This window comes from Dankookia sp. P2 (assembly GCF_050632255.1).
Lineage (GTDB): Bacteria > Pseudomonadota > Alphaproteobacteria > Acetobacterales > Acetobacteraceae > Paracraurococcus.
Genome location: NZ_CP192581.1, coordinates 618,038 through 642,160, shown reverse-complemented (window position 1 = coordinate 642,160; position 24,123 = coordinate 618,038). Strand labels below are relative to the sequence as shown.

General features: G+C 71.6%; 22 protein-coding genes and 6 pseudogenes. 13 read left to right on the top strand and 15 right to left on the bottom strand.

Annotated elements, in window-relative coordinates:
* Positions 1 to 20: 20 nt before the first annotated feature.
* Positions 21 to 926: a LysR substrate-binding domain-containing protein gene (locus tag ACQ86J_RS03745; protein WP_431270081.1), complete on the bottom strand. Its 906-nt coding sequence runs from the start codon at positions 924 to 926 to the stop codon at positions 21 to 23.
* A 304-nt stretch (positions 927 to 1,230) separates the two neighbouring features.
* Here ACQ86J_RS03745 and katG point away from each other — a divergent pair.
* The 5 genes and pseudogenes from katG (at position 1,231) to ACQ86J_RS03720 (ending at position 6,888) form a co-directional block, all read left to right on the top strand.
* Positions 1,231 to 3,440: pseudogene (gene katG, locus ACQ86J_RS03740) on the top strand (catalase/peroxidase HPI).
* 92 nt (positions 3,441 to 3,532) lie between these two features.
* The gene (locus tag ACQ86J_RS03735; protein ID WP_431270080.1) at positions 3,533 to 4,012 is read left to right on the top strand and encodes a transcriptional repressor; all 480 of its coding nucleotides are present in this window, start codon (positions 3,533 to 3,535) and stop codon (positions 4,010 to 4,012) included.
* Between the two features lie 265 nt (positions 4,013 to 4,277).
* Positions 4,278 to 5,159 (top strand): tripartite tricarboxylate transporter substrate binding protein, encoded by an 882-nt coding sequence (locus ACQ86J_RS03730; RefSeq protein WP_431270079.1) that lies wholly within the window; start codon positions 4,278 to 4,280, stop codon positions 5,157 to 5,159.
* 65 nt (positions 5,160 to 5,224) lie between these two features.
* Positions 5,225 to 5,980, top strand: coding sequence for an SDR family NAD(P)-dependent oxidoreductase (locus ACQ86J_RS03725; protein WP_431270078.1), 756 nt, complete (start codon positions 5,225 to 5,227; stop codon positions 5,978 to 5,980).
* The gene (locus ACQ86J_RS03720; protein ID WP_431270077.1) at positions 5,980 to 6,888 is read left to right on the top strand and encodes an NAD(P)-dependent oxidoreductase; all 909 of its coding nucleotides are present in this window, start codon (positions 5,980 to 5,982) and stop codon (positions 6,886 to 6,888) included. The genes ACQ86J_RS03725 and ACQ86J_RS03720 overlap by 1 nt, the downstream gene beginning before the upstream one ends.
* 39 nt (positions 6,889 to 6,927) lie before the next feature.
* On the opposite strand, the gene ACQ86J_RS03715 is transcribed toward ACQ86J_RS03720, so the two are convergent.
* Both ACQ86J_RS03715 and ACQ86J_RS03710 read right to left on the bottom strand, forming a co-directional pair.
* Positions 6,928 to 8,997, bottom strand: coding sequence for a molybdopterin cofactor-binding domain-containing protein (locus tag ACQ86J_RS03715; RefSeq protein ID WP_431270076.1), 2,070 nt, complete (start codon positions 8,995 to 8,997; stop codon positions 6,928 to 6,930).
* Between the two features lie 244 nt (positions 8,998 to 9,241).
* Positions 9,242 to 9,683, bottom strand: a pseudogene (locus ACQ86J_RS03710) ((2Fe-2S)-binding protein); the annotation flags it as partial.
* 167 nt (positions 9,684 to 9,850) lie between these two features.
* Between ACQ86J_RS03710 and ACQ86J_RS03705 the strand changes: the two are divergent.
* The 6 genes and pseudogenes from ACQ86J_RS03705 to ACQ86J_RS03680 all read left to right on the top strand — a co-directional run.
* Positions 9,851 to 10,228, top strand: a pseudogene (locus ACQ86J_RS03705) (YbaK/EbsC family protein); the annotation flags it as partial.
* Between the two features lie 130 nt (positions 10,229 to 10,358).
* Positions 10,359 to 11,348 (top strand): annotated as a pseudogene (locus tag ACQ86J_RS03700) (MDR family oxidoreductase).
* The gene (locus ACQ86J_RS03695) at positions 11,348 to 11,611 is read left to right on the top strand and encodes a hypothetical protein (protein WP_431270075.1); all 264 of its coding nucleotides are present in this window, start codon (positions 11,348 to 11,350) and stop codon (positions 11,609 to 11,611) included. The pseudogene ACQ86J_RS03700 and the gene ACQ86J_RS03695 overlap by 1 nt, the downstream one beginning before the upstream one ends.
* Before the next feature lie 5 nt (positions 11,612 to 11,616).
* Positions 11,617 to 11,883, top strand: coding sequence for a hypothetical protein (locus ACQ86J_RS03690; RefSeq protein ID WP_431270074.1), 267 nt, complete (start codon positions 11,617 to 11,619; stop codon positions 11,881 to 11,883).
* Positions 11,814 to 12,317, top strand: a complete 504-nt coding sequence (locus ACQ86J_RS03685) for a tripartite tricarboxylate transporter substrate-binding protein (protein WP_431270073.1) — start codon at positions 11,814 to 11,816, stop codon at positions 12,315 to 12,317. The genes ACQ86J_RS03690 and ACQ86J_RS03685 overlap by 70 nt, the downstream gene beginning before the upstream one ends.
* A 297-nt stretch (positions 12,318 to 12,614) precedes the next feature.
* Entirely contained in the window at positions 12,615 to 12,827 is a 213-nt protein-coding gene (locus ACQ86J_RS03680) for a hypothetical protein (RefSeq protein ID WP_431270072.1), read from the top strand.
* A gap of 612 nt (positions 12,828 to 13,439) precedes the next feature.
* Here the strand turns inward: ACQ86J_RS03680 and ACQ86J_RS03675 are convergent.
* The 5 genes and pseudogenes from ACQ86J_RS03675 to ACQ86J_RS03655 all read right to left on the bottom strand — a co-directional run bounded on the left by ACQ86J_RS03675 (position 13,440) and on the right by ACQ86J_RS03655 (position 17,733).
* The gene (locus tag ACQ86J_RS03675; protein WP_431270071.1) at positions 13,440 to 13,874 is read right to left on the bottom strand and encodes a DNA/RNA helicase domain-containing protein; all 435 of its coding nucleotides are present in this window, start codon (positions 13,872 to 13,874) and stop codon (positions 13,440 to 13,442) included.
* Entirely contained in the window at positions 13,763 to 15,457 is a 1,695-nt protein-coding gene (locus ACQ86J_RS03670; protein WP_431270070.1) for a DNA/RNA helicase domain-containing protein, read from the bottom strand. Before ACQ86J_RS03670 ends, ACQ86J_RS03675 begins: the two co-directional genes overlap by 112 nt.
* A gap of 94 nt (positions 15,458 to 15,551) precedes the next feature.
* Positions 15,552 to 15,905 (bottom strand): annotated as a pseudogene (locus tag ACQ86J_RS03665) (EamA family transporter); the annotation flags it as partial.
* Between the two features lie 76 nt (positions 15,906 to 15,981).
* Positions 15,982 to 16,296 (bottom strand): annotated as a pseudogene (locus tag ACQ86J_RS03660) (EamA family transporter); the annotation flags it as partial.
* Positions 16,297 to 16,566: 270 nt separating this feature from the next.
* The gene (locus ACQ86J_RS03655) at positions 16,567 to 17,733 is read right to left on the bottom strand and encodes a GNAT family N-acetyltransferase (RefSeq protein ID WP_431270069.1); all 1,167 of its coding nucleotides are present in this window, start codon (positions 17,731 to 17,733) and stop codon (positions 16,567 to 16,569) included.
* A 17-nt stretch (positions 17,734 to 17,750) separates the two neighbouring features.
* Between ACQ86J_RS03655 and ACQ86J_RS03650 the strand changes: the two genes are divergently transcribed.
* Positions 17,751 to 18,863: a dienelactone hydrolase family protein gene (locus tag ACQ86J_RS03650; protein WP_431270068.1), complete on the top strand. Its 1,113-nt coding sequence runs from the start codon at positions 17,751 to 17,753 to the stop codon at positions 18,861 to 18,863.
* Here the strand turns inward: ACQ86J_RS03650 and ACQ86J_RS03645 are convergent.
* From ACQ86J_RS03645 to ACQ86J_RS03620, 6 genes are read right to left on the bottom strand one after another with little or no spacing between them, the layout of a single operon-like run.
* Entirely contained in the window at positions 18,753 to 19,829 is a 1,077-nt protein-coding gene (locus tag ACQ86J_RS03645) for an MBL fold metallo-hydrolase (protein ID WP_431270067.1), read from the bottom strand. The genes ACQ86J_RS03650 and ACQ86J_RS03645 overlap by 111 nt on opposite strands.
* The gene (locus tag ACQ86J_RS03640; protein ID WP_431270066.1) at positions 19,826 to 19,933 is read right to left on the bottom strand and encodes a DUF2155 domain-containing protein; all 108 of its coding nucleotides are present in this window, start codon (positions 19,931 to 19,933) and stop codon (positions 19,826 to 19,828) included. The genes ACQ86J_RS03645 and ACQ86J_RS03640 overlap by 4 nt, the downstream gene beginning before the upstream one ends.
* Positions 19,930 to 20,187 carry a DUF2155 domain-containing protein gene (locus ACQ86J_RS03635; RefSeq protein ID WP_431270065.1) on the bottom strand — a complete coding sequence of 86 codons (258 nt, stop codon included), beginning with the start codon at positions 20,185 to 20,187 and terminating at the stop codon, positions 19,930 to 19,932. Before ACQ86J_RS03635 ends, ACQ86J_RS03640 begins: the two co-directional genes overlap by 4 nt.
* On the bottom strand, positions 20,184 to 20,402 hold the full coding sequence (locus ACQ86J_RS03630; protein WP_431270064.1) for a hypothetical protein: 219 nt from the start codon (positions 20,400 to 20,402) through the stop codon (positions 20,184 to 20,186). Before ACQ86J_RS03630 ends, ACQ86J_RS03635 begins: the two co-directional genes overlap by 4 nt.
* On the bottom strand, positions 20,399 to 20,905 hold the full coding sequence (mlaD, locus tag ACQ86J_RS03625) for an outer membrane lipid asymmetry maintenance protein MlaD (RefSeq protein WP_431270063.1): 507 nt from the start codon (positions 20,903 to 20,905) through the stop codon (positions 20,399 to 20,401). Before mlaD ends, ACQ86J_RS03630 begins: the two co-directional genes overlap by 4 nt.
* A gap of 25 nt (positions 20,906 to 20,930) precedes the next feature.
* On the bottom strand, positions 20,931 to 21,290 hold the full coding sequence (locus tag ACQ86J_RS03620; protein WP_431270062.1) for an NADH-ubiquinone oxidoreductase subunit NDUFA12 family protein: 360 nt from the start codon (positions 21,288 to 21,290) through the stop codon (positions 20,931 to 20,933).
* Between the two features lie 732 nt (positions 21,291 to 22,022).
* Between ACQ86J_RS03620 and ACQ86J_RS03615 the strand changes: the two genes are divergently transcribed.
* Positions 22,023 to 23,021 carry a hypothetical protein gene (locus ACQ86J_RS03615; protein WP_431270061.1) on the top strand — a complete coding sequence of 333 codons (999 nt, stop codon included), beginning with the start codon at positions 22,023 to 22,025 and terminating at the stop codon, positions 23,019 to 23,021.
* A 98-nt stretch (positions 23,022 to 23,119) separates the two neighbouring features.
* Here ACQ86J_RS03615 and ACQ86J_RS03610 read toward each other — a convergent pair whose 3' ends face one another.
* Positions 23,120 to 23,923 carry a hypothetical protein gene (locus ACQ86J_RS03610; RefSeq protein ID WP_431270060.1) on the bottom strand — a complete coding sequence of 268 codons (804 nt, stop codon included), beginning with the start codon at positions 23,921 to 23,923 and terminating at the stop codon, positions 23,120 to 23,122.
* Positions 23,924 to 24,123: the final 200 nt, after the last annotated feature.

Below are 24,123 nucleotides of genomic sequence, written 5' to 3'. Positions count from 1 at the left end.
GCCTGAAAACCTCACTGACGCTAAATCGTCCCGCTCGCCGCGCCTTCTGCAAAGCCGCGTAGTCGTCCGGCTATCACCTCGCCGACCGCATCCAGCGCCGCGCGCCTCGGGAAGCTCACACGCCAAGCAAGCCGCACCGTCCGCGCCGCCCGCCTCATCAGTGGCCGCAGCAGGATTCCCGCATCCTGCGCCGCTCCTGCAGCGAGACCCGGCACCAGCGTGGTACCATATCCGGCGGCGACCATGTTGAGCAGTGTCGACAGGCTGGCGACCCGCAGGGTGCTGCCCAACGCGCCGCTGCGGCCACAAGCTTCGAGCGCCTGGTCGCGCAGACAATGCCCATCCGCCAGGACCAAGATATCCGGCGCCAGATCGGCTTCCGCCACCACCGACCGCGTGGCGAGTGGATGCTCCGGCGGTAGCGCCGCGAAAAATGGCTCGGCGAAGAGTGGCTGGCTGGCCAGGTCCGGCCCATCCACATTGGTTGCCAGCAATGCGGCGTCCAACTCATGCGCACGCAGCCGCTTCAGCAGCACCGCAGTCTGGTCTTCCCATGGCTCAAGCTCGAGCGTCGGTAGCGCTTCGCGCAGCGGCGCGAAGATCAACGGCAGCAGATAGGGCGCCAGCGTCGGGATAATGCCGAGCCGAAAAGGCCCGGCCAGCGGATCCTGCAGGCTGCGCGCCACGGCCAGGATCGCATCCACCTCGGTCATCGCGCTTCGGACATGGTCGATCAGCAGGGCACAGGCGGCGGTCGGCGCTACAGCCTTGCTGCTGCGCTCGAACAACGTAACTCCCAACGACTCCTCCAGCTTGCGAAGCTGGACCGAGAGGGTTGGCTGACTGATACCGCAGGCCTCCGCGGCACGACCGAAATGTTCATGCTCGGCCACGGCCAGCAGGTAGCGCAAATCCCGCAGGTTCATCGGGTCAGCCCTCCTGTCGTGATAGATGGTGCCTATCGGCTCCGTTGAAGGCTTATGCTTCCCTTTATGCTTGGGCTGCCGCTAGCCTCCTGCAAGGCCAAGCAGTAAGCGGAGGAACAACGAGGCCGAAGGCCAGACCAAAGTGGGCGTCGCAAGGCGTGCGATGGCCGCCATGCTCAGGCACGGTCTCTCCGCTGACGCACTTGCCGCCTGGCCGCAGGGCGATCCGTTGAGGCGAAGTGCCTTCCGAAGCAGTCGTGGTCCGGCAAGCGGGCCCAATCATGCACCCGGAGTGGAGGAAAATATGGACGGAACCAGTGGCTCTACGGGCGGCAAATGCCCGGTCATGCATGGCACGCCGAAGCACGCGACATTCGCCGGCCGGTCGAACCGGGATTGGTGGCCGAATGCGCTGAACCTTCGCATCCTCCACCAGCGCTCCGAACTGTCCAATCCGATGGGACCGGCGTTTAACTACGCCGAGGAGTTTAAGAAACTCGACCTCGATGCGCTCCGCCAGGACATTTTCGCCCTGATGCGGACCTCGCAGGACTGGTGGCCGGCGGATTACGGCCATTACGGTCCGCTCTTCATCCGCATGGCTTGGCACAGCGCCGGCACCTACCGTACCGGGGATGGCCGCGGCGGCGCCGGTGCCGGCACGCTCCGCTTCGCACCACTGAACAGCTGGCCCGACAACGGAAACCTCGACAAGGCGGTGCGCCTGCTCTGGCCGGTGAAGCGGAAATACGGCAACCGGATCTCCTGGGCCGACCTGATCGTCTTCACCGGCAACTGCGCCCTGGAATCGATGGGCTTCAAAACCTTCGGCTTTGCCGGCGGGCGCGTCGACGTCTGGGAGCCGGGCGAGGACATCTACTGGGGCTCGGAGGACACTTGGCTCGGCGACAAGCGCTACACCGGGGAGCGCGATCTCGAGACGCCACTCGCCGCAGTCCAGATGGGCCTCATCTACGTGAATCCGGAAGGACCGAACGGCCAGCCTGACCCGCTCGCTTCCGCACGCGATATCCGCGAGACATTTGCGCGCATGGCGATGAATGACGAGGAGACCGTCGCTCTCGTTGCTGGCGGCCACACCTTCGGCAAGTGCCACGGCGCCGGTGAGGTGAAGCATGTGGGGCGCGAGCCCGAAGGCTCGGAGATCGAGGATATGGGCCTCGGCTGGAAAAACAGCCTCGGCAACGGTCATAGCCTGCACACCATCACCAGTGGTCTCGAGGGCGCCTGGACCAGCCATCCGACCCAATGGGACAACGGCTATTTCGACAACCTGCTCGGCTACGATTGGGAACTGACCAAGAGCCCCGCCGGCGCCTGGCAATGGACACCGACCGACCCGGCGGCGAAGACGACCGTGCCGGATGCGCACGATCCGAGCAAGCGCCACGCGCCAATGATGACCACGGCCGACATGGCGCTGAAGATGGACCCGATCTACGCGCCCATCTCGAAGCGCTTCCACGAAAATCCCGACCAGCTCGCGGATGCCTTCGCTCGCGCCTGGTTCAAGCTGACCCACCGCGACATGGGACCGCGCAGCCGCTATCTCGGCCCGCTCGTCCCGGCCGAGGACCTGCTGTGGCAGGACCCGATCCCGCCGGTCACGCATTCGCTGATCGATGCCGCAGATATCCGCGCGCTGAAGGCGCAGATCCTCGCCTCCGGCCTGTCCATCCCGCAGCTCGTCACCGTCGCCTGGGCGTCCGCTGCCACCTTCCGTGGCTCCGACAAGCGGGGCGGGGCGAATGGGGCGCGCATCCGTCTCGCCCCGCAGAAGGATTGGGAGGTGAACGAGCCCGCACAGCTCGCTGCCGTCCTGGAGAAGCTGGAGACGATCCAGCAGGCCTTCAACGCGGCGCAGTCCGGCGGCAAGCAGGTCTCGCTCGCCGACCTCATCGTCCTCGGCGGTTGCGCCGCGGTGGAGCAGGCGGCGCAGAAGGCCGGCGTAGCCCTGGAGGTCCCCTTCACGCCGGGCCGCACCGATGCCTCCCAGGAGCAGACCGATGTCGAGTCCATGGGCGTGCTGGAGCCGATCGCCGACGGCTTCCGCAACTACCTGAAGTCCGACTACAGCTCCCCGCCCGAGGAACTGCTGGTCGATCAGGCGCAGCAGCTCACCCTGACCGCACCGGAGATGACGGTGTTGCTCGGGGGATGCGCGTGCTGGGCGCCAATTCCGGGCAATCTCCGAACGGCGCCTTCACCACGCGGCCGGGGACGCTCACCAACGACTTCTTCGTCCACCTGCTCGACATGGGCACGGGCTGGAAGCCGTCCGAGACGGTCAAGGGCGTCTATGAGGGCCGCGACCGCGCCACTGGTGCGCCGCGCTGGACCGCCACGCGGGTCGACCTCGTCTTCGGGTCCAACTCGCAGCTCCGCGCCCTGGCGGAAGTCTATGCCTCCGACGACTCCCAGTCGGCCTTCGCGCATGATTTCGTGGCGGCCTGGACCAAGGTGATGAACCTGGACCGCTTCGACCTCGCCTGACTGCGACAGACCGGCGCCCGGGAATCGGCTTCGGGCCCGGCCGCCGCACCGGAGGCGGCGGCCGGCCCATGCGGCAGTCACGGGAGGAAGCTATGCCACACACGGTGCGGGCGGCGATCCAGCAGGAACTGCGCCAGGCCGGGCTGCCGGGCCAGGGCTTGCCGGGGCGGCTGCTGGGCCTGTTGCGGGATGCCCCGACTACGCATCTCGGGCTTGCCGAAATCCTCCGCATGGCGACGGAAGCCGGCCTGACCATAGCGCCCGCCGAGATCGCCCGCCAACTGGAGACATTGGCTGCGCTCGGCTTGCTCGGACGCCTGCCGAGCACCGCGGTCGAGCCGATCTTCGATACCGTGCCGCGGCCCCATTCCCACCTGATCTACGAGGAGACGGCCGAGACCGTCGACCTTGATGTCTCGCCCGAGACGCTGCTGGCGATCCTCCGCCAGGCTCTGGCCGAACGGCCGGATCAGGTGGACGTCCTGATCCGCTTCCGACGTGATCCGCCGCCGGCCCGGTCATCGCGGTCCAGGCGAACCGCGCCGGGCCCCGCCTGTGCAAGGAATGCGTGAGGCGGGATCCATGCCGGCTGACGCCGCGGCCATCCTGCCCAGCCATGGCCGCTCCGCAGGGCCGCGCCCGAGCGCCAGACGGCCCCGGGCGTCCCGGCGACGCTGACCGACGGCGCAACCGCCACCCGGCATCACGCGTCAGAAGAGTGCCAATCCGGGAACCCTTCATGCCTGAACCGATCTTGTCGCGCCGTGCGCTCGCTCCCTGGTTGCCGGTCTCGGCTTAGCCGCGACCGCCCGCGCTGCCGACTATCCGTCCCGCCCGTTGCGCATCATCGTGCCCTATACTCCAGGCGGCACCACCGACATCGCCGCGCGGCTGGTTGCCGAGCCATTGGTGAAGATCCTCGGCCAGCCGGTCATCGTCGAGAACCGCCCCGGCGCCAACAGCATCGTCGGCGTCGCCGCGGCCGCCACCAGCCCCGCTGATGGCTACACGCTTGTCATGGTGCTGCCGGCGCATGCGGCCAATGTCACGCTGCAGGCCGGCAAGCTGCCTTTCGACGCGATTGCCGGTTTCGCGCCGGTCTCGCTGGTGGTCTCGGCGCCGCTGGTGCTGGCCGGCAGCCGCCGGATTCCCGGCCAGACGCTGCGAGACTTCCTCGACTATGCACGCAAGAACCCGGGCCGGATGAACTATGGCTCCAGCGGCATCGGCGCGACCGCGCATCTGGCGATGGAACTCCTCAAGCTCCGCACCGGCGTGCAGATGGAGCACATCCCCTATCGCGGCACCCAGCCGGCGCTGCAGGACCTGATGGCTGGCAATATAGGCCTGCTCTTCGACACCTACTCCACCCTCAAGCCGCGATCTGAGGCCGGCAACATCCGCCCGCTCGGCATCGCGGCGCGGGAACGCGCGGCCTTCGCCCCCGACCTGCCGACCATCATCGAGGTTGGGCTGCCGGACTTCGCCGCCAGCTCCTGGTGCATGCTGCTGGCCCCCGCCGGTACGCCGACGGACATCACCGCCCGCCTCTCGGCCGAGGTGGCCCGCATCGTCCGCGACCCCCTGATGACCACCAAGCTGCAGGATCTCGGCTTCGTGGTCGAAGGCCGCTCGCCAGCCGAAGCCGCGCGCTTCCTACAGGCGGAGGTCGATCGCTGGGGCGAGGTCATCCGCGCCGCCAAGGTCACCGTCGAGTAGCCCTGCGGCTTGCCGCCCTCCGCCGCTTCCTGCCATGGTCCGGCAAAACCATGGAGGGACGGCCAATGGGCAGGCTGCAGGGCAAAACCGCCATCGTCACCGGCGCGGGCACCGGGATCGGCCGCTGCACCGCGGAGCTCTTCGCGCGAGAGGGTGCGAAGGTGGTCATCGCCGAGATCGACACGCCGAGCGGCGAGGAAACCGCGCACCGCATCGTCCGCGCCGGCGGTGAGGCGGTTTTCCTGCAGACCGATGTCAGCGAGCCGGAGAGTATCTCGGGAACCATCGCCAGCACCGTGCAGCACTATGGTGGCCTGCACGTGCTGCACAACAATGCCGGCGGCTCTACCGGCATCGACAACACCGCGGTCGAGGCACCGCTCGAGGAATTCTGGCGCGCCATCAAGCTCGACCTCTACGGCACCTTTCTAGGCTGCCGTTTCGCCATCCCGGAGATGATTCGCTCCGGCGGTGGCTCCATCATCAACATGGCCTCCGTTGTCGCGCTGATGGGCTTCCCCGGGCGTGATTGCTACACCGCGGCCAAGGGCGGCGTCGCCGCGCTCACACGCTCGCTCGCGGTCGAATTCGGACCGAAGCGCATCCGGGTCAATGCCGTCGCCCCGACCGTGACGCTGACCGACCGCGTCCGCGGCCTGCTCGCCGGGAATTCCGCCATGCAGGTCCTGGCCGACCAGCACCTGCTCGGCCTCGGCGAGCCGTTGGATATGGCGAATGCCGTGCTCTACCTCGCCTCGGATGATAGCCGCATCGTCACCGGCACGATCCTGCCCGTCGACAGCGGCCTGGTGACGCTCTGATGTCGAACCTGACCCATATCGGCTTCCTCGGTCTCGGCCAGATGGGTGCACCGATGGCGGAGCGGCTCTTCGGCCCTGACGTGCAACTGCATGTCTACGACCCGCGCGCCGAGGCCATGGCGCCCTTCGTCGCGCGCGGCGCCAAGGCCTGCGCTTCGCCCGCGGCGGTCGCCGATGCCGCCAGCATCGTCTTCGCCTGCCTGCCCAGCGGCAAGGTCAGCGAAGCCGCGGCGCTCGGGCCCGAGGGCACCGTCCACGGCAAAGCCATGCGCATCCATGCGGGATTGTCCACGATCGGCCGAGCGACCGTGCAGCGCATCGCGGAGGGCTTGGCGCAGCGCGGCCTCGCGATGGTCGATTCCCCGATCAGCGGTGGCCCTGCCGGCGCACGTGCCGGGACACTGGCGATGATGGTCGCCGGCGACCCGGCGGCGGTCGAGGCGCTGCGGCCCTTCCTGTTGCGCATCGGCAAGCGGGTCTTCGTCCTCGGCGAGCAGCCGGGGCAGGGGCAGGTGATGAAGCTGGTGAACAACCTGCTCTTCGCCGCCAACACGGCGAACGCTTTCGAGGCCTTCGCGCTCGGCGCCAAGGCCGGGCTCGATCCGGACACGATGGTCGAGATGGTCAATGCCGGCACGGGCCGCAGCTTCGCCAGCAGCGACGTCATGCCCGGGATCCTCAGCGGCAAGCTCCGCTTCGGCGCCACCATCGCCGTGCTCGACAAGGATGTCGGCCTGGGGCTGGACGAAGCGAAGGCCTATGACGTGCCGATGTGGGGGATCGAGCAGGCGGCGCGGCTCTGGCGCTTTGCCGCCAGCCAGGGCAAGGGTGCGGAAGATCTGGCTGAGCTGGTCCGCATCGTCGAGGGCTGGGCCGGCACCGAGATCCGAAGCCGGAAGGAGGGCTGACGGGCCAAAGGCGGGGAGGGCGCGCCCCTCCCCACAGCGTCAGGCCTTGAGCTGCGCGCCGATCGGCAGCTCCCGGATCCGCTTGCCAGTCGCGGCGAAGATCGCGTTGCAGAGCGCCGGGGCGAAGGGCGGCAGGCCCGGCTCCCCGACCCCGCCTGGCGGCACCTCGATCCCCGCGGGGACGATGTGCACCCGCACCTCGCGCGGCGCGTCGTCGATCCGGCTGATCTCGTAGTCCGTGAAGTTGGACTGCTGGACCTTCCCGCCCTTGAAGGTGATGGCGCTCTTCGTCGCCAGCCCCATCCCCATGACGCAGGCGCCCTCGATCTGCGAGCGGATGCGCTCCGGGTTCACGTGGAAGCCGCAATCGACCGCGACATCCACGCGCGGGACGGAGAGCACGCCCTGTTCGTCCACCGCCGCCTCCACCACCATTGCCACATAGGTGACGAAGCTGCGATGCGCGGCGATGCCGAGGCCGTGCCGCGCCGGCAGCTTCCGGCCCCATTCGGCCTTCTCCGCCGCCAGCTCGACCACCCGTCGCAGCCGGCCGGTATCGACCGGATACTTCCGCGGGTCCTCGTTGTAGTTCCAGTACTGGGTCGGCTCGGTGCCCTGCGGCAGCGGGATGTTGCGCGGCGGGCCGATCAGCTCCAGCAGGTAGTCCTTCGGGTCACGCCCGGCCTCATGCGCCAGCTCCGCCGCGAAGGACTGCACGGCGAAGACATGCGGCACGTTCAGCACCGAGCGGAACCAGCCGATCCGCGCATGCGCCTCCGCCTCACCATTCTCGATCCGCAGGTTGGGGATGGCGAAGGGCGTGTCGTAGAGGCCCATCCCCACCTCGAAGGTCAGCCCGTGCTTCGGGTCCGGCGCGAAGATGCTGCCGATCGAGGGGAAGACGCTGCGGTGCAGGAAGGCGGTCGCCTTGCCCTGCGCGTCGAGCCCGCCTTCCATGTGGTCGACCTGCACGGTGTGGAAGTAGTCGTGCTGGACGTCGTCCTCCCGCGTCCAGACCACCTTCACCGGCTGCCCGTCCATCGCCTGGGACAGCACCGCCGCCTCGATCGCGTAGTCGCATTTCGACTTGCGGCCGAAGCCGCCGCCGAGCAGCTCGATGTTCACCGTGACCTTCTCGATCGGCAGCTTCAGCCGCGTCGCCACCTCGCCGCGCACCGAATAGGGGCTCTGCGCGCTGGTCCAGACCTCGCACATGCCGTCGCGGATGCGGGCGGTCGCGGCCGGCGGCTCCATCGGCGCATGCGCCAGGTGCGGGGCGTAGTATTCCGCGGTGACGCGCTTGGCCGCCTTGGCCAGGCCGTCGCCGGCATCGCCCTCGTCGCGCAGCCGGCGGGCCGGCTTGCGGGCGGTCTCGGTCAGCGTGGCACGGTAGGCCTCACTGTCGTAAGAGGCATGCGGCCCCTCGTTCCAGGCGAGCTTCAGCGCCTCGCGCCCCTGCATCGCCGCCCAGGTGTTGCGGGCGATGACGGCGACGCCGCCGAGCGGCTGGAACTTCGCCGGCGGCGGCGTGCCCTCGATCCGCACCACCTTCAGCACGCCGGGCACCTTGCGCGCCGCGCCGTCGTCGACCGAGGCGAGCGTCGCGCCGAAGACGGGCGGCCGCGCCACCACCGCAAACAGCATCCCCGGCAGGGTGGTGTCCTGGCCATAGACCGCGCGGCCGGTCGAGATGTCGAAACCGTCGACGATCTCCAGCTCGCCCTTGCCGATGTAGCGGAAGGCGGCGGGGTCCTTCAGCTTCAGCGACTTCAGGTCGGGTACCGGCAGCTTCGCGGCGTCGGCGGCCAGCTCGCCATAGCCGAGCGTCCGGCCGCTCGCCTGGTGCACCACCTGATGGTTGCGCGCCGCGACCTCCCCGGGTGCGACCTTCCAGCGCTGCGCCGCGGCCGTCTCCAGCATCTGCCGCGCCGCGGCGCCGCATTCGCGCATCGGCTGCAGGAAATGCCGCGTGCTGCGGGACCCGTCGGTATCCTGGTTGCCGAAGCGCGGCTCGTCGGCCGGCGCCTGCTTCACCCTGACCTTGGCCCAGTCGGCCTCGAGCTCCTCGGCCACGATCATCGGCATGCCGGTGCGCACGCCCTGACCCATCTCGGCGCGGTGGCAGAAGATCGTCTACGATCCCGTCTGGCGCGATGGACAGGAAGACATGCGGGTCGCGGACCACGCCATGCGGCATGGCATCGGCGCCGTACTTGGCTTCGGGCGCCGCCTCCACAGCCTGGGCGCGCGGCAGCCGCAGCGCGAGCAGGAAGCCGCCGGCGGCCGCCCCTTGCAGCAGCAGGCGGCGGGAGGGCTGCTCGATGCGGATCTCAGTCATGTCACGCGGCCCCCGGGCGGCCGCCTTGATGGCGGCGCGGATGCGCTGGTAGGTGCCGCAGCGGCAGAGGTTGCCCTGCATCCCGGCGTCGATGTCCTCGTCGGTCGGGTTCGGCGTCTGCTGCAGCAGCGCCGCGGCCTGCATAATCTGCCCGGCCTGGCAGTAGCCGCATTGCGGCACGTTGATGCTCCGCCAGGCCTTCTGCACGGGATGCATGCCGTCGCCGCTCAGCCCCTCGATAGTGACCACCGCCTGGCCCTCGACATCACCCATGGCGGTTGCGCAGGCGCGCACCGCATCGCCGTTCAGGTGCACGGTGCAGGCGCCGCAGGCGGCGATGCCGCAGCCGAACTTGGTGCCGGTCAGGGCGAGCTCTGTCGCGCAGGTACCAGAGCAGGGGCATGGCGGGATCGCCGTCGTAGGAGCGCTCCTCGCCGTTGACGCGCAGCTTGACCATCGGGGGTCCCTTCCTGGGCCCGGCGCCGATACGCCGGGATGTGCGGGGAACGCCGGGGAACCCGTTCCCGTTGCGCTTTCCTCGGGCCGCGGAACGGTCGGTCCCCTCGTCCGGCGGCGAAGCGGCTGCTGGACAGCGCATGAACGCTGCAGGGAGGCGGCGGCATCATGGCATCGAAGAAGACTCCCGCCGTGCGCGCGGCGGAAGCCGCGTCAATCCGCTTCCGACTGCTGGAATACGACTACGACCCGGAGGCCGAGTCGGTCGGCCTGCAGGCGGCCGCGTCAATGGGGATCGCGCCGGAGCGGGTTTTCAAGACCCTGGTCTGCCTGCTGGATGGGGGAGATGGTCTGCGCCGCCATTCCGTCCAACGCCCGGCTCTCGCTGAAGGCGCTGGCCGCGGCCGCGGGGGCAAGCGGGCGGAGATGGCCGATCCGGTGAAGGCCGAGCGCAGCACCGGTTTCGTGGTCGGCGGCATCAGCCCCTTCGGCCAGAAGCGGCGACTGCGCTGCTTCCTAGATGCCAGCGCGGCAGCCCATGACGAGATCGTGGTGAATGGTGGCCGGCGCGGCCTGCAGATCGCGCTTGCCCCCGCCGACATGGTGACGGCGCTGGAAGCGGTGGTCTGCCCGCTGCAGGCCGAGATGATGCAACATGGCAAGGGAAGGAAGACGCATGAGGGCCCTGGTGGTGGACAAGCCGGAGGCCGGGCCGCCCGGCCCGGCCACCTTCCGCGAATTCGCCGAGAGCGAGTTGCCCGCAGGCGACGTGCTACTGCGAGTCAGCCATTCGACGGTGAACTACAAGGACGGGCTGGCGGTGACCGGCCGCGCTCCCGTCGTCCGGCGCTTCCCGATGGTGCCGGGGATCGACCTGGTCGGGGTCGTCGAGCAGTCGAGCAACTCCGCGGTGAAGCCGGGCGACCGGGTCCTGCTGAATGGCTGGGGCGTGGGGAGACGGGCATTGCGGCGCCTATGCCCCCATGGCCCGGGTCAAGGCGGACTGGCTGGTGCCGCTACCGGACGGCGTGGCCCCGGCGGAGGCCGCGGCGATCGGCACGGCGGGCTACACGGCGATGCTCTGCGTCACGGCGCTGGAGCGCCACGGCCTGACGCCGGACCGCGGCCCGGTGCTGGTGACGGGCGCGGCCGGCGGCGTCGGCTTCGGTCGCCATCGCACTGCTCGCCTCGGCCGGCTGGTATGTCGCGGCGAGCACTGGGCGACCGGAGGAGCAGGCCTATCTGGAAGGACTCGGCGCGAAGGAGGTGGTGCCGCGCGACCGCTATTCGGGCGGCGCGGCGCGGCCGCTGGGCAAGGAGGTCTGGGCCGCGGCGGTCGATACCGTCGGCTCGAAGACCCTGGCCGGAGTGCTGTCCGAGATTAAGTATGGCGGTGCGGTTGCCGCTTGCGGTCTGGCGCAGGGGATGGACCTGCCGGCCTCGGTCGCGCCCTTCATCCTGCGCGGCGTCGCGCTGCTCGGCGTCGATCCTGCCATGGCGCCGCGGCCCTTGCGGCTGGAGGCCTGGTCGCGGCTGGCGAAGGAGCTGGACCGGGCCAAGCTGGCGGCGATGACGACGACGGTCGGCCTGGACGAGGTGCCGCGCGTCGCTGGAGGCCATTCTCGCCGGCCAGGTGCGTGGCCGCGTGGTGGTGGAGGTCGGCTGATGGCACAGCTTTCCCGTCGCGCGCTGCTCGGCGCAGGGGCCGCGCTGGCGGCGTCGCCCGCCTGCGCCCAGCCCTGGCGGCCTACGCGTTCCGTCACCATCCTGGTGCCCTTCGCCGCCGGGTCGGGCACCGATGCGATCTCCCGCATCCTGTCCGGGCTGCTGGAGCCGATCTGGGGCCAGCCAGTGGTCGTCGAGAACCGCGCCGGCGCCAATGGCGCGCTCGCGGCCGGGGCCACGGCGCGCCGCCGCCGGATGGCCTGACCCTGATGATGACGACCAACACGCCGAGCGCGGCCAACCCGGCGCTGATGAAGAAGCTGGACTATGATCCGGTCGCCGATTTCAGCGCCATCTGCCGCACCGGCAACTACAATTTCTGGCTGGTGGTGCCGGAGAGCTTCGCCTTTCCGCAGCGTGACGGAGTTGCTGGCGGCGGCCAAGACGAAGCCGGGGCAGCTCACCTATGCCTCGGGCAATCTCGACCGGCATCGTCGCCGGCGGGGCCATGGCGGCGCAGGCCGGGGTCGAGATGACGCATGTGCCCTATCGCAGCACGCCGCCGGCCATCACCGATGTCATGGCAGGCCGGGTGACCTGCATGATCGTCGACGCCTCCTCCTCCCTCGGCAACGTCAAGGGCGGGCAGCTGCGGGTGCTGGGCGTTACGACGCAGCGGCGCAGCAAGCTGCTGCCGGACATCCTGCCGCTGGCCGAGCTCGGCCTGCCGGGCTTCGACGTGGCGGCCTGGGCCGGGCTGATCGGGCCGGCGCGGATGCCGCCGGCGATGGTTGCGTCCATCAACGCCGATGTCCGCAGCGTCTGGGACCGTCCGGAGACGGTGAAGCGGCTGGGCGATATCGGCTTCGACGGCTTCAGCTCGACGCCCGAGGAGTTCGCCGGCTTCATCAAGGACGAGATCGTCAAGTGGGGCGGCATGGCCCGCGCGGCGGGGATCGAGCCGGAATAGCCGGAGCGGATCGCGGCCGGGCGGGCACGCCCGGCCGCGTGGACCTGCCCCGCGGACCCCTCCGAGGCAGGCCGCTTCAGGGCGCGACCACCCGTCGCCGCTGCCGGATGCGCCAGGCGAAGGCGCCGTCGCCGAGGTCGAGGCGGCGCTCCACCGCGAAGCTCCAGGCGCGGGTCGTGGGCGGCGAGCAGCCCCTCCCACAGCGCGTTCCAGCAGGCGAAGGCGGCGGGGTGCAGGTCCGGCGCGCCGCGCATCAGCGCCCAGCTCGACTGCGCGACATGGTCCTCGCCCTGCGCCGTGACGCTGTCGCCCTGCGCGGCGGCGATCGCCGCCAGCAGCGCCGCGAAATCCGCGGCGCCGCGCCCGGCGATCCCGGTCGCGGTGGCGAGGTCCTGGTGCCACTGCATCCCGACCTGGCGCAGCGCCAAACCGAGCAGCGCGGTCGCCTCCGCCGCGCCGAACAGGTCGATGGCGGCTGGGATCGTGGTGCGCAGGTACTCCATCGCGTAGTTGCGATGCGCCTTGCGCAGCCGCTCCGCCGGCCAGGCGCCGGCCTCCACCCAGGGCGCGGCGGCGGGATCGAAGGGCGGCGCCGCCTCGGCCCTGGCGAAGCGCAGCCGCTCCTCCGGTGCCAGGTCGCGGTCGTGCTCGAGGTAGTAGCCCTCCAGCGCCGGATCGCCTTCGGCCACCTGCCCGGTGCAGACAAAGCCGAGCCGGGGATTGCCGAGCGAGACGCCGTTCTGCGCGTGCCAGCCGCGCAGCATGGCACGCGAGACCTCGCCGGGAATGCCGCAGACCGCGGTGCCGTGCCAGAGCCAGCGCGGCGGGGCGTAGCGGATCCAGGCCTTCCGGTCGCTCTCCGGCATGTACTCGACCGAGACGCCGCCGATGCGGTTCGAGAGATAGTGGTACTGCGCCGCGGCAACGGCATGCGGGAGATGCGCGAGGCCGAGCTTCTGCAGGCCCGGCAGGAAGCGTTCGTGGTGCTGCCGGCGGAAGACGGCGAAGACGAGCTCGGCCGCTGCCGGCGTGCCGCGGCGCGCGACGGTGGCCAGGACGGTGCCGGTGAAGGCGGCGCGATGCAGGTCGGCGACGGCCTGGATCAGGACCGGGGAGGGCACGTCAGGCATCGGCGAAGAGTCCGGGCTGTGGCGGCGGAGGCGGCGGCGGCGCCGGTGCCGCCTCGAGCGGGCGGGCGCCGCAGGCCAGCAGGTAGTCGGCGATCGCGTCCATCTCCGCGGCGGGGCGGGTGCGGTCGTGGAAAGGGTCGTCGGCGGGGGAGCCGGGAGGGACCCAGATGATGGTTTCGTAGCGGGCGCGGGTCAGCAGCACGCGGTAGGTGTTGCGGATGAAGTCGGCATCCTTGGCCGCGATCTGCCACTTGTCGCCGACGAAGCCGCGTGCCGACCAGCCCGCCCGGCCGCGCACGAAGTCGCCGCCCCAGGCTAGGCCGACCACGTCCAATTCGAGCCCCTGGCAGGCATATTCCGTTGCCGCCGTCTCCAGCGCGTCGGAGGCGCGGATATCCGGCCAGCGCCGCAGGAACCAGTCCGGCACCTCCTTGGTCGGCACCTCGGCGCCGAGGCCTTCCGCCCGCAGCCGCCGGGCCCCGGCGGCCCGCACCAGCCCGAGCGGCGCTGGCCGCGGGCGAAGCCGCGCAGCCCCGCGCGCATCGCCACGAGGTCGCGGGTGACGAAATAGGGCAGGGCGGACGCGGCATCGGCGATGCGCCGCGCCTCAGCCGTCTCGCCGTCCAGCAGCGCATTGACCCAGGCCGCGCCGGCGGTCTCCCGCACGCTGCGCATCGGCACCACCAGGTCGAGATCGGGGTCGATCTCCAGCCAGTCCGGCCTTTCCTCCGCCAGCCGCTGCACCGGGTCGGCGGCGGACAGCGCGCGCGGTGCGGCAGCGGCCCGCCAGCGCGGATTGGCGGCGACCACGCGGCCCCATTCGGCCAGCCCCGCCTCGCCGGTATTGATCTCCTGCCCGTTGCCGATCAGCGCCACGACCACGGACCAGCCCTCGCGCCGGCCCATGATCTCCAGCGTATGCGCCGGTTCGCTCATGGTCAGGCGGGATCGCTTGTTCTGCGTCCCCGTCAGCGACTTCGCCTCGTCCCAGGCGCGCTGCGCCTCGTCGAAGACGATCAGCCGCTCGGGCGGCAGTCGGGCGGGATCGATGGCGCAATCCTCGAGGAAACGGTGCACGTTCTGCAGCGCGGCCTGGGTGCGGCGTTCCGCCTCCGTCCGGTCGCAGTCGCTGCGCGCCACCGCATCGCGCGCCAGCGCCGCGCGCAGCACCGCGACCAGCGGCGCATTGCCGGTCAGGAAGGCAGCGCCGTCCAGCCGCGCCGGGCCGAAGACGGCGTTCAGCCCGCAGAGCGTCTTGCCCGCGCCGGGAATGCCGGTGACGAAGACGACGGTCCGCGCCGCCTCGGCCCGCGCCGCCTCGATATGCCGGGCGATGGCGCGCGCGGTGCGCGTCAGGTTGGCCGCATCCGCCCGCGCCGCGGCGATCTCGGCGACGCCGTTCCGCGCATAGAGCATGGTCGCCGCCTCGACGATGGTCGGCACCGGCCGATAGGGCGCCTCCAGCCAGGCGGCGCCGTCGATCGCCGCGGTGGGCGCCGGCAGCGTCGCCTGCACCCAGCCGATCAGCGCGCCCAGCGACTCGGCGCCGCAGACCAGTGGGTCGGTCGGGTGCTTCGGCAGCAGCCAGGGCTGCGCCGGTGGCGACCAGCCCTGCCGGCCCGCCACCAGCACCGGCACGATGGCATGGTCGCGGCTGCCGGCATGGAAGTCGCGCAGGTCGAGCGCATAGTCCTCGGCCTCCGCCATCGCCGCGGCGTTCGGCGCCGCCGTCTTGAACTCCAGGCAGAGGATCGCGCGGTCGGTCAGCAGCACCGCATCGATGCGCTTCTCCAGCCGCAGCAGGTCGGATCTCAGCGCGACGGTCCAGGCCCGGCCGCCGCAGGCCGCGATCGCGGCCTGCAGGTCGCGCACCTGCGCCTGCCAGGCCATCTCCTGGTCCGGCGTCCCGGCGAAGCCGCGCGCCTGCTGCGCCGAGGCGAGCCGGCCGACGGTGTCGCGCGGATCGCGCGCCAGCAGCTCCGCGCCGCTGCAGGCGAACCATGCCCTCATCCGGGCCGGTCCCGCCCCGGCCAGGTCGCCAGCAGCAAGCTCCCCCCATCAGCGCAAAGCCGGCCGCATGCGTCACCGTGAAGCTCTCCCCCAGCGCCAGCACCGCGGTCAGCGCCGCCGCGACCGGGAGGAAGCCGGTGAAGACGCCCGCCACCCCCGCCGGTACCTTGCGCAGCCCGGCATACCACAGCAGCAGGCAGAGCACGCTGGCCGTCAGGCTGTGGAAGACCAGCAGCCCGGCCAGTCCCGGCGCGGCCAGCGCGGCCATGGCACCGATGCCCGGCAGGGCCAAGGGCAGCAGCATCGCGGCACTGAACACCTGCATCCAGAAGCTGGCGGTCACCACCGGCACCCGCCCGCCGAGCCGCTTGGCCAGCAGCACATAGGCCGCCTCCCACACACCCCGGCGAAGACCAGCGCATTGCCGAGCGCCGAGCCGCCCCTTCATCGCCCAGCCGGGCGATGGTGATCGCCGCCATGCCGGCCGCCGCCAGCAGCACCGCAACCCAGTGCCGGGTGCCAAGCCTTTCGCGCAGCCAAGCGGCGCTGCCCAGCGCCACCACCGCCGGCAGCGTCGCCAGCACCAGCCCGCCCTCGAGCGCCGTGGTCAGCCTCAGCCCGGTCAGCAGCGCGGCATTGTAGAGCGCGGTGCCCAGCAGCGCCTGCAGGGCCAGGTTGAGCGCCACGGCAGGATCGAGCCGCAGCCTCCCGTCCAGCAGCCGGGCCAGCGGCCAGAGTACCAGGCAAGCCAGCATGCAGCGCAGGCAGAGGATCAGCGGGATCGGCAGCGCCCCGGCCAGCAGCTTGCCGACGGCGACATTGGCGCCGACCAGCGCCATGGAAAGCGCCAGCTGGGCCTGCGCAAGCAGCATCCCCTGGCCGGCCCCCGCGGCGGGGCGGCTCACGCTGGCGCGGCGCGCATCGGTGCCGGCGCCCGCGCGGCAGGCCGCAGCATCGTCATGTCCGCCGTAGCAGCGGGGCGGATCACCCGGGGGCAGGGCGCGCCCGGTCGCGCGGCGGGATTGCGGCCCGGACGGGGGCCGCGCCGGCGCCGGATCACCGGGCCAGTCCCGCGGATCCTCGCCGTCCGGCGGCTGGGGCCGTCCTGATCACTCCGCCTCGCCCGCCCGCTTGAAGGGCGAAAGCTCGGCCAGCGCCGCCATCTCCCGCCGCATCGCCGGCCGCTCGCGCGCCAGGAAATCGTCCACCGCGCGGCGCAGGCCGGGATGCTGGATCCAATGCGCCGAATAGGTCGGGCTCGGCAGATAGCCGCGCTGGATCTTGTGCTCGCCCTGCGCCCCGGCCTCGACCCGCGGCAGCTTGTGCTCGATGGCGAAGTCGATGGCGCGGTAGTAGCAGAGCTCGAAATGCAGGAAGGGCGCGTCCACCACGCTGCCCCAGTTGCGGCCGTAGAGCGCCTCCCGCCCCAGCAGGTTCAACGCGCCCGCCACCGGCTCGCCGTCCCGCTCCGCCACCATCAGCACGACACGGTCGCCGAGCGCCTCGGCCATCAGCGGCCAGAACCGCGGCGTCAGATAGGCGCTGCGGCCCCATTTCTTGTCGGTGGTGGAGCGGTAGAAGCGGTGGAAGGCCTTCCAGTGCCGCTCCGTGATCTCGTGCCCACGCAAGGTCTTCAGCACGTAGCCGGAGGCCGCGGCATCCCGCCGCTCGCGCTTGATGACCTTCCGCTTGCGCGAGGCCAGCGCGCCGAGGAAGTCGTCGAAGCTGGCATAGCCCTGGTTGTGCCAGTGGAACTGGGTGCCGAGCCGCTGCAGCCAGCCGGCCTCGCCGAGCGCCGCCCACTCGGCCTCCTGACAGAAGGTGACGTGGACCGAGGAGAGGTCGAGCTGGCCGCAGGCCTGCACCAGCCCCTGGCCGAGCGCCGCCGGGCCGATCCCGGCGCCCGGCCGAACCAGCAGCCGCGGGCCGGGGACCGGGCTGAAGGGGGCGCAGACCTGCAGCTTCGGGTAGTAGCTGCCCCCGGCACGCTCGAAGGCATCGGCCCAGCCATAGTCGAAGACGTATTCGCCCTGGCTGTGGCTCTTCGCATAGGTCGGGCAGCAGGCCAGCAGCTCGCCGGCCGCGTCGCGCAGCGCGGCGTGCTGCGGCAGCCAGCCGGTGCGCGAGGTGGCGCTGCCGCTCGCCTCCAGCGCCGCGAGGAAGGCGTGGCTGACGAAGGGGTTGTCGTCGCCGGCGCAGGCATCCCAGTCGGCGGCGGGAATTTCCGCGATGCTCGGATGGAGCGACAAGGTCAGGGCAGGGGTGCTGTCGGGCATTGCCCGCAGCATGTGCGGTGCGGCGAGGCTTGGGCAAGGGCCGCCGAGGGGCATGGACCGCGGCGGCATGCCGGGCGAGGCTGCGGGCGCGGGCCAAGGGCCGAAGGCGCCCCGGCCGCGCCACCAGAAGGAAGGACGCCACCATTCCATCATATCGCCACCTCGGCGGACTGGCGCTCGCCGCGCTGCTCGCCGTCTCCCCCACCGCCCGGGCGCAGCAGATCGCGCCGGGCCGCATCGAGGCCATCCCGCTCGCTTCCACCACCCTCTCTGGCGAGGCCTTCCTCACCGGCGACAAGGCGGCCGGCAAGTCGGCGCTGATCGCCGGCGAGCTGCGGCTGCCCTTCCCGCTGCCGCCAGGGCGGCGCGTCCCGGCGGTGGTGCTGGTGCATGGCTCGGGCGGCATCGGCGCCTCCACCGACCTCTGGGCGCGGGAGCTGAATGCCGCCGGGGTCGGCGCCTTCATCCTCGACAGCTTCGCCGGGCGGGGCATCGTCAGCACGGTGCAGGACCAGACCCAGCTGCATTCGCTGGCGATGATGGTCGATGCCTTCCGCGCGCTCGACCGGCTGGCCGAGCATCCGCGCATCCGCGCCGACCGCATTGCGGTGATGGGGTTCTCCAAGGGCGCCGTCGCCGCGGTCTACTCGGCGATGACCCGCTTCCAGGCGCTGTACGGCAATCCCGCGCATCGCTTCGCCGCGCATATCGGCCTCTACACCCCGTGCAATGTCGGCTTCGCCAAGGATGCCGAAGTGGGGCCGGCGCCGATCAGGCTCTTCCACGGGGTGGTCGATGACTACGTCGCGATCGGCCCCTGCCGCGACTATGCGGCGCGGCTGAAGGCGGCCGGCGCCGACGTGACGCTCACCGAGTACGCCAACGGCCAGCACAGCTTCGACAACCCGTTCCAGCCGCTGCTGGTGACGGTGGCCGATGCGCAGACCACGCGCGGCTGCCGGCTTGAGGAAGGTGCGGGCGGGGCGATGCTGAACGCGGCGACGAAGCAGCCCTATACGCTAGCCGATGCCTGCGTCGCCCGCGGCGCGCATGTCGGCTACGACCCGGTGGGCGCCGCCGCCGTGCGGGCCGCGGTGCGCGCCTTCGCCGAGGAGAAGCTGCTCAAATAGCCGCCGGGATCTCCAGCGTCGCGCCGAAGGGCAGGGTGGTGAAGGCCTCCGCCGGCACGCCCTGGTCGGCCTTGCCGCGGTCAGCCTGGCCTCCGGCTCCTCAATCGGCTCATCGGTCAGGCCGGCGAAGGTGCCGAAATGCATGCCGATGCTGCGCCGCGCGCCCAGCGCGCGGTGCGCCATCACCGCTTCCTCCGGGTCCATGTGCTGGGTCCGCATGAAGAAGCGCGGCGCGTAGGCGCCGATCGGGATCAAAGCCAGGTCGATGCGCGGGAAGCGGCGGCCGATCTGCTCGAAATAGGGGCACCAGCCGCTGTCGCCGGCGAAGTAGACCGTGCCGCCATCCGGCGACTCGAGGACGAAGCCGCCCCAGAGGCTGCGGTTGCGGTCCCAGGGCGTGCGGGCGGAGAAATGCTGCGCCGGGACGTAGGTGACGCGCAGCCCCGCCACCTCGGCATGCTGCCACCAATCCAGCTCCCGCGCGCCCCGGAGGCCGGCCTTGGCCAGGTGCCGCGCATTCCCGAGGCCGGTGACGGCGGGCGGCGCCCAGCGGCGCCGCACGGCCCGAAGGGTCGGCAGGTCCATGTGGTCATAATGGTTATGGCTGACCAGCAGCAGGTCGCAGCCGGGCAAATCCTCCAGCCGCTGGCCCGGGGCGCGGACGCGCTTCGGTCCGGCGAAGGACAGCGGACTGGCCCGCATCGACCAGACCGGGTCGAACAGCACGCAACGGCCGCCCACCTGCACGAGGAAGCTGGCATGGCCGATGAAGGTGACGGCAATGCGCCCCGCCGCCAGCCGGGGTGGGGCCGGCTGCGGCGGATCGTCGATCCAGGGCGGCCAGGGTGCCGGGGTGGTGGTGCGGCGCCAGCGCCAGACATCCCGCAGCGTGCGGGTGGTCGGGTCATGCGGGTTGCGGAACCCCTCCGCCGTGCGGTGGTCGCCGGAGCCCTGGGCCGGCGTCACTTGCAGTCGAGCACCCGCACATCGTAGACCGGATGCTCCAGCATGCTCACGCCGGGCGCATTGGCGAACATCCAGCCGCGGAAGGCGGGCACCCCCGGCTTCAATTGTCGGTGATCTCCATCCAGGCCGCCGCATCCGGCACCTCGCCGGCCGGCCGCGCATTGCATGCGCGCACCTGGATGCTCAGCGTGCCGAAGCTTGCCGCCTGGCCGACTGCGGCCCGCAGGACGGTGACGCGGGCGGTGACCTTGTCCAGCAATTGCAACTCGGCAGTGCGCTTCGGCTCCCAGCCCTGCGCCGCCGCCGGCAGCGCGGCGCAGCACAGCGCCGCCGCGATGACCCCTGCCGCCGCCTTCATGCCCGGCGGTTCGGGCTCGGCAGCGCCTGCACGAGATCACCAAGGATGCGTCGCATGGCGACCTCGTCCACCCCCATCAGCACGGCATCCTCGAAGGCGTCGCGCATCACCTGAGCGAGTTCCGCATGGTTCTCCGCCAGCACCTTCAGCTTCTCTCGGCAGGACAGCGGCGCCCCATCGGCGCCTGGCCAGGAGTCGGGCGGCGCGAGGCTCATTTCGGGGCGGCGGCGCCGCCGCCCTCCTGGTTATGGTTCTGGCTGCCGTTCATCTGGGTGACCGAAAAGATGAAGCGGCCCAGCAGTGATTCAAGGCTGACCGAGCCCTGCGTCTCGGTGATCCGGCCGCCATCGGCCAGCAGCTTGTCGCTGCCGCCCGGCACCAGCGAGACATACTTGCCGCCGAGCAGCCCTTCCGAAGTAATTTCGGCGGAGGTGTCGGCCGGCAGCTTCAGGCTGCGGTCGACCTTGAAGGTCAGCACCGCGGCGAAGCTGTCCGGGTCGATCCGGCTGTCGGTGACGGTGCCGACCTTGACCCCGGCGATCCGCACATCGGCGCCGTTGGCCAGGCCGTCGATGCGGTCGAAGCTGGCGCGCAGCTGCATGCCCTCGGCGGTGACGGTGCCGCGGCCGCTGTGCAGCACGGCATAGCCGAGGAAGATCGCGGCGACCGCGAGCACGATCGCGCCGGCCGCGACCTCGGCGAGACTGCGTCCCTTCATGTCAATCAGGTTCCACGCACCCGCGTCACGAACCGGGCGTCCAGGCCTCGTAATCGCCACCGGTGACGCGGCGCGTGCCGCCCACATAGTCATGACCGGCGGGGCGGTAAGCGTGCGGAGTACCGGTCAGGTTCGGCCGGTGCTCGGCCTGCCAGGGGTAACGTTTCGTCTCGTTCAGCGGGGCGGGCACGGTGTGGTGCAGCCAGGCATGCCACTCCGGCGGCACCACGGTCGGCTCACGCCCTCCACCGGCATAGATGGCCCAGCGGCGCGGTCGGTCGTAGATCGGCTGGCTGGTCTTGCCCTCGTAGTATTCGTTGCCGAAACGGTCGGTGCCGACCTTGCGCCCGCGCAGGGAGGAGGTGAGGCGAAGCAGGAAAGACATGGGGCCGGAAAAGCTCCTCGGGGGTGGCCCTTGCGGGGGCCGCGATCGGCGGCACAATCGCACAGCGCCTGCTGCGGTGCAAAGTCGCCCCACCCGGCCCCGTCATTCCGCATTATCCACATCATCTTGCGGTCACGGCGGCCACGACTCACCAAATCTGGCTTCCCCACCCGCGACCATGCCGTTACCATCCCCGCATGGGACGCACCTCGGGCACGCTGTGGGAAGGGGTGGCGCTGCGGCGCCGGCGCGCGGGGGCCGACCCGGACGCGCCGCCGCGCGCCGTGGCGGTCCCGGCTGCCTGGGAGATCGGGGCGGCCGAGGCGCTGGCCGCCCTGGCCCCCGGTGATGGCCCGACCAGTCTGCCCCGCGCCGCCGAGGCCTGGATCAGCCGCATCGCCGCGCGGGGCTGCAAGGCCGGGCTGCTGGACGCGGCCGCAGCGCATACCCTGGCCGAGGGCCTGCGCGGCATCCTGCTGACGCGCCGCGGCGCCCCCGGCGCCGAGGTCTGGCGGAACGAGGCCAAGCCCGCCCGCGCCGCCGCCGAGCCGCGCTTCGTGCTCAACCTGCCGGCCTTCCTTGAGCCCGAGGGCGGCTTCGACCTGGAAGGCTATGCCGAGGCCTGCGCCCTGGCGGTGCGGGCGCTCGACGCGCTGTCCTCCGGCAAGGCTGGCCGGCTGCGACTCGGCTTCGCCGACCTGGCCGGCCTGCTCTGCGGCCTCGGGCTCGCCTATGATCTCGGACCAGGCCCGGGCCGTCGCCGCCGGGATCGCGGCGCTGACCCGCGGCGCGGCCGAGGCCGAATCCGGCCGGATCGCCGCGCGGGCCGGTGTGCGCGAGCCGGTCGCCCTGCTCTGGCCCGCCCCGCCGGGCGAGACTCCGGTCCCCGGCCTCGCCGCCGCCGCCCGCGCGGCGCTGGACGCCGCCGCCGGCGCGCCCGGCCTGCGTCACCAGGCGCTGGTGGCGCTTGCCCCGGCCGATGCGGTCGAGGCGCTGCTCGGCGCCGAGACCGCCGGCATCGCCCCGGCCGCCGGCGCGACGCGCAGCCTGCTGACCGCCTCCGGCGAGGCGATGGAGGTGCCGACGCGCGCGGCGCGCCGCGCCGGGCCACGCCTGGCCGAGCTGCTCGGTCCGGTCACCGAGGCGGCGCGCGAGGCGATGCGCCAGGCCGTCGCCCCCTTCCTGCATGCCGCACCGCCGGCGCCGATCGCGCTGCCCGGCCCGGCCCGCGCTTTGCCGAAGCCGGCGCCGATCCTCCGCCGCCATGCCGGCGCGGCGCTGCACGTCACCGTCGGCGGCCATCGCGTGGTGCTGCGCACCGCCGAGGATGCCGAAGGCCATCTGCTGGAGATCGCCTTCACCCTGTCGAAGGAAGGCGCGGCCTTCCGCAGCCTGATGGACGGCTTCGCGCAATCGGTCTCGATGGGGCTGCAGCGCGAGGTGCCGCTGGCCGACTATGTGGAGGCCTTCGCCTATACCCGCTTCGGCCCGGCGGGGCTGGTCGAGGGCGACCCTGCCATCCCGCGCGCGACCTCGGTGCTGGACTGGGCCTTCCGCCGGCTGGCGCTGGACTATCTGGGCCGGCGCGACCTGCCGCAGCCCTCCGAGGCCGACTGCCTCGGCGATTCGGTCGGCCATGCCGCCGAGATGGCCCCGCTTCTGCCGCTCGACCTGCCGGCCTCGGCCAGCCCGCGCGGGCGGCGGCGGTCGCTGCGGGTGGTCGGGATCTAGGGCCGGCGCCGCCCCGCCGCGGAGCAGGCGGCGGCGAGAAAGGGCGTTCCGTGGCCTTCCCGCTGCCCCGGCCTTCAGGAAATCAATTTCAATCCCGGTCAAGCCAGTTGAGGCCCGGGCCGGCGGCGTGGTCCGGGGCACCCGGCAAATCCTTGTGCCGGCAGACTTTCGACGCGCCGCCGGTTTTGGCCTTCAGGAATTGAGCATTTCAAAATGCGATGCGGGATGCGCCCGACGGCGCGCGCGGGCGCCAGCGGGCGCAATGCGCCCGCTGGCCGGCGGCAGCCTAGCATGCCCGGCACCAGGCCCGGAATGAAAAACCGGGTCAGCCGTGCTCCGGCTCGAAGCTCCGCTGCCGGAAGGACCGCGTTGTCCAGCTCCTTCAGCACCACCGTCAGCGCCCCGCTCCGTCCCTCGATCGCCGCTTCGCCGAGGAACTGGCCGCCCTCGGCCGGGGTGACCTCGACCCGCCGGTCGGGGGGCTTCCTGCCAGACCACCTCCAGGTCGAAGGTATTGTCCGCCGCGTTCGGGCCGAAGCCGCCTGCACGCAGCGGGCCGGGGACGAACTCCCAGAAATGCAGGAAGTCGCGCTACTGGGCGCGGGTCGGGTCGTAGCGGTGCGCAGCCCCGCCGCCTTGATGGCCGAGAGAAACCCGGCGATCTCCGGCTCGCGGCCCAGCGCCGGGCCGTCGCCATCGGCCACCGCCTCGAACACGTCGCGTCCCTTCGCCCGGAGGCCGCGCAGCCGGGTCGGGTTCCGCATGCCCTCGTCGGTCGACCACTCCACCAGCATGCGCGACGTGCGGTCGGCGCGGCTCCAGACCAGCCCCCGGTCGGCGGTGACGTCGCCGGTCGATGCGCCCCATTCGGCCTTCGGCCGCAGGCTCCCGACAAGGATCATCGCGTGGCGCTGCCCTGGCCGAAGGCGAGGCGGCTGCTGCCGGCGAGGCAGGCGGCGCCGAGCAGCGCGGCGTGGCGCGGCATACGGAGGATGGCGATGGGCATCTCCGGCTTCCAGTCGGGCTGGCGGAGTGCGTGTAGCGGCCTCGCTTGACGCTTCGGCGACGGTGCCGTTGCCGGCGGATGACGAGCGCCTATGCT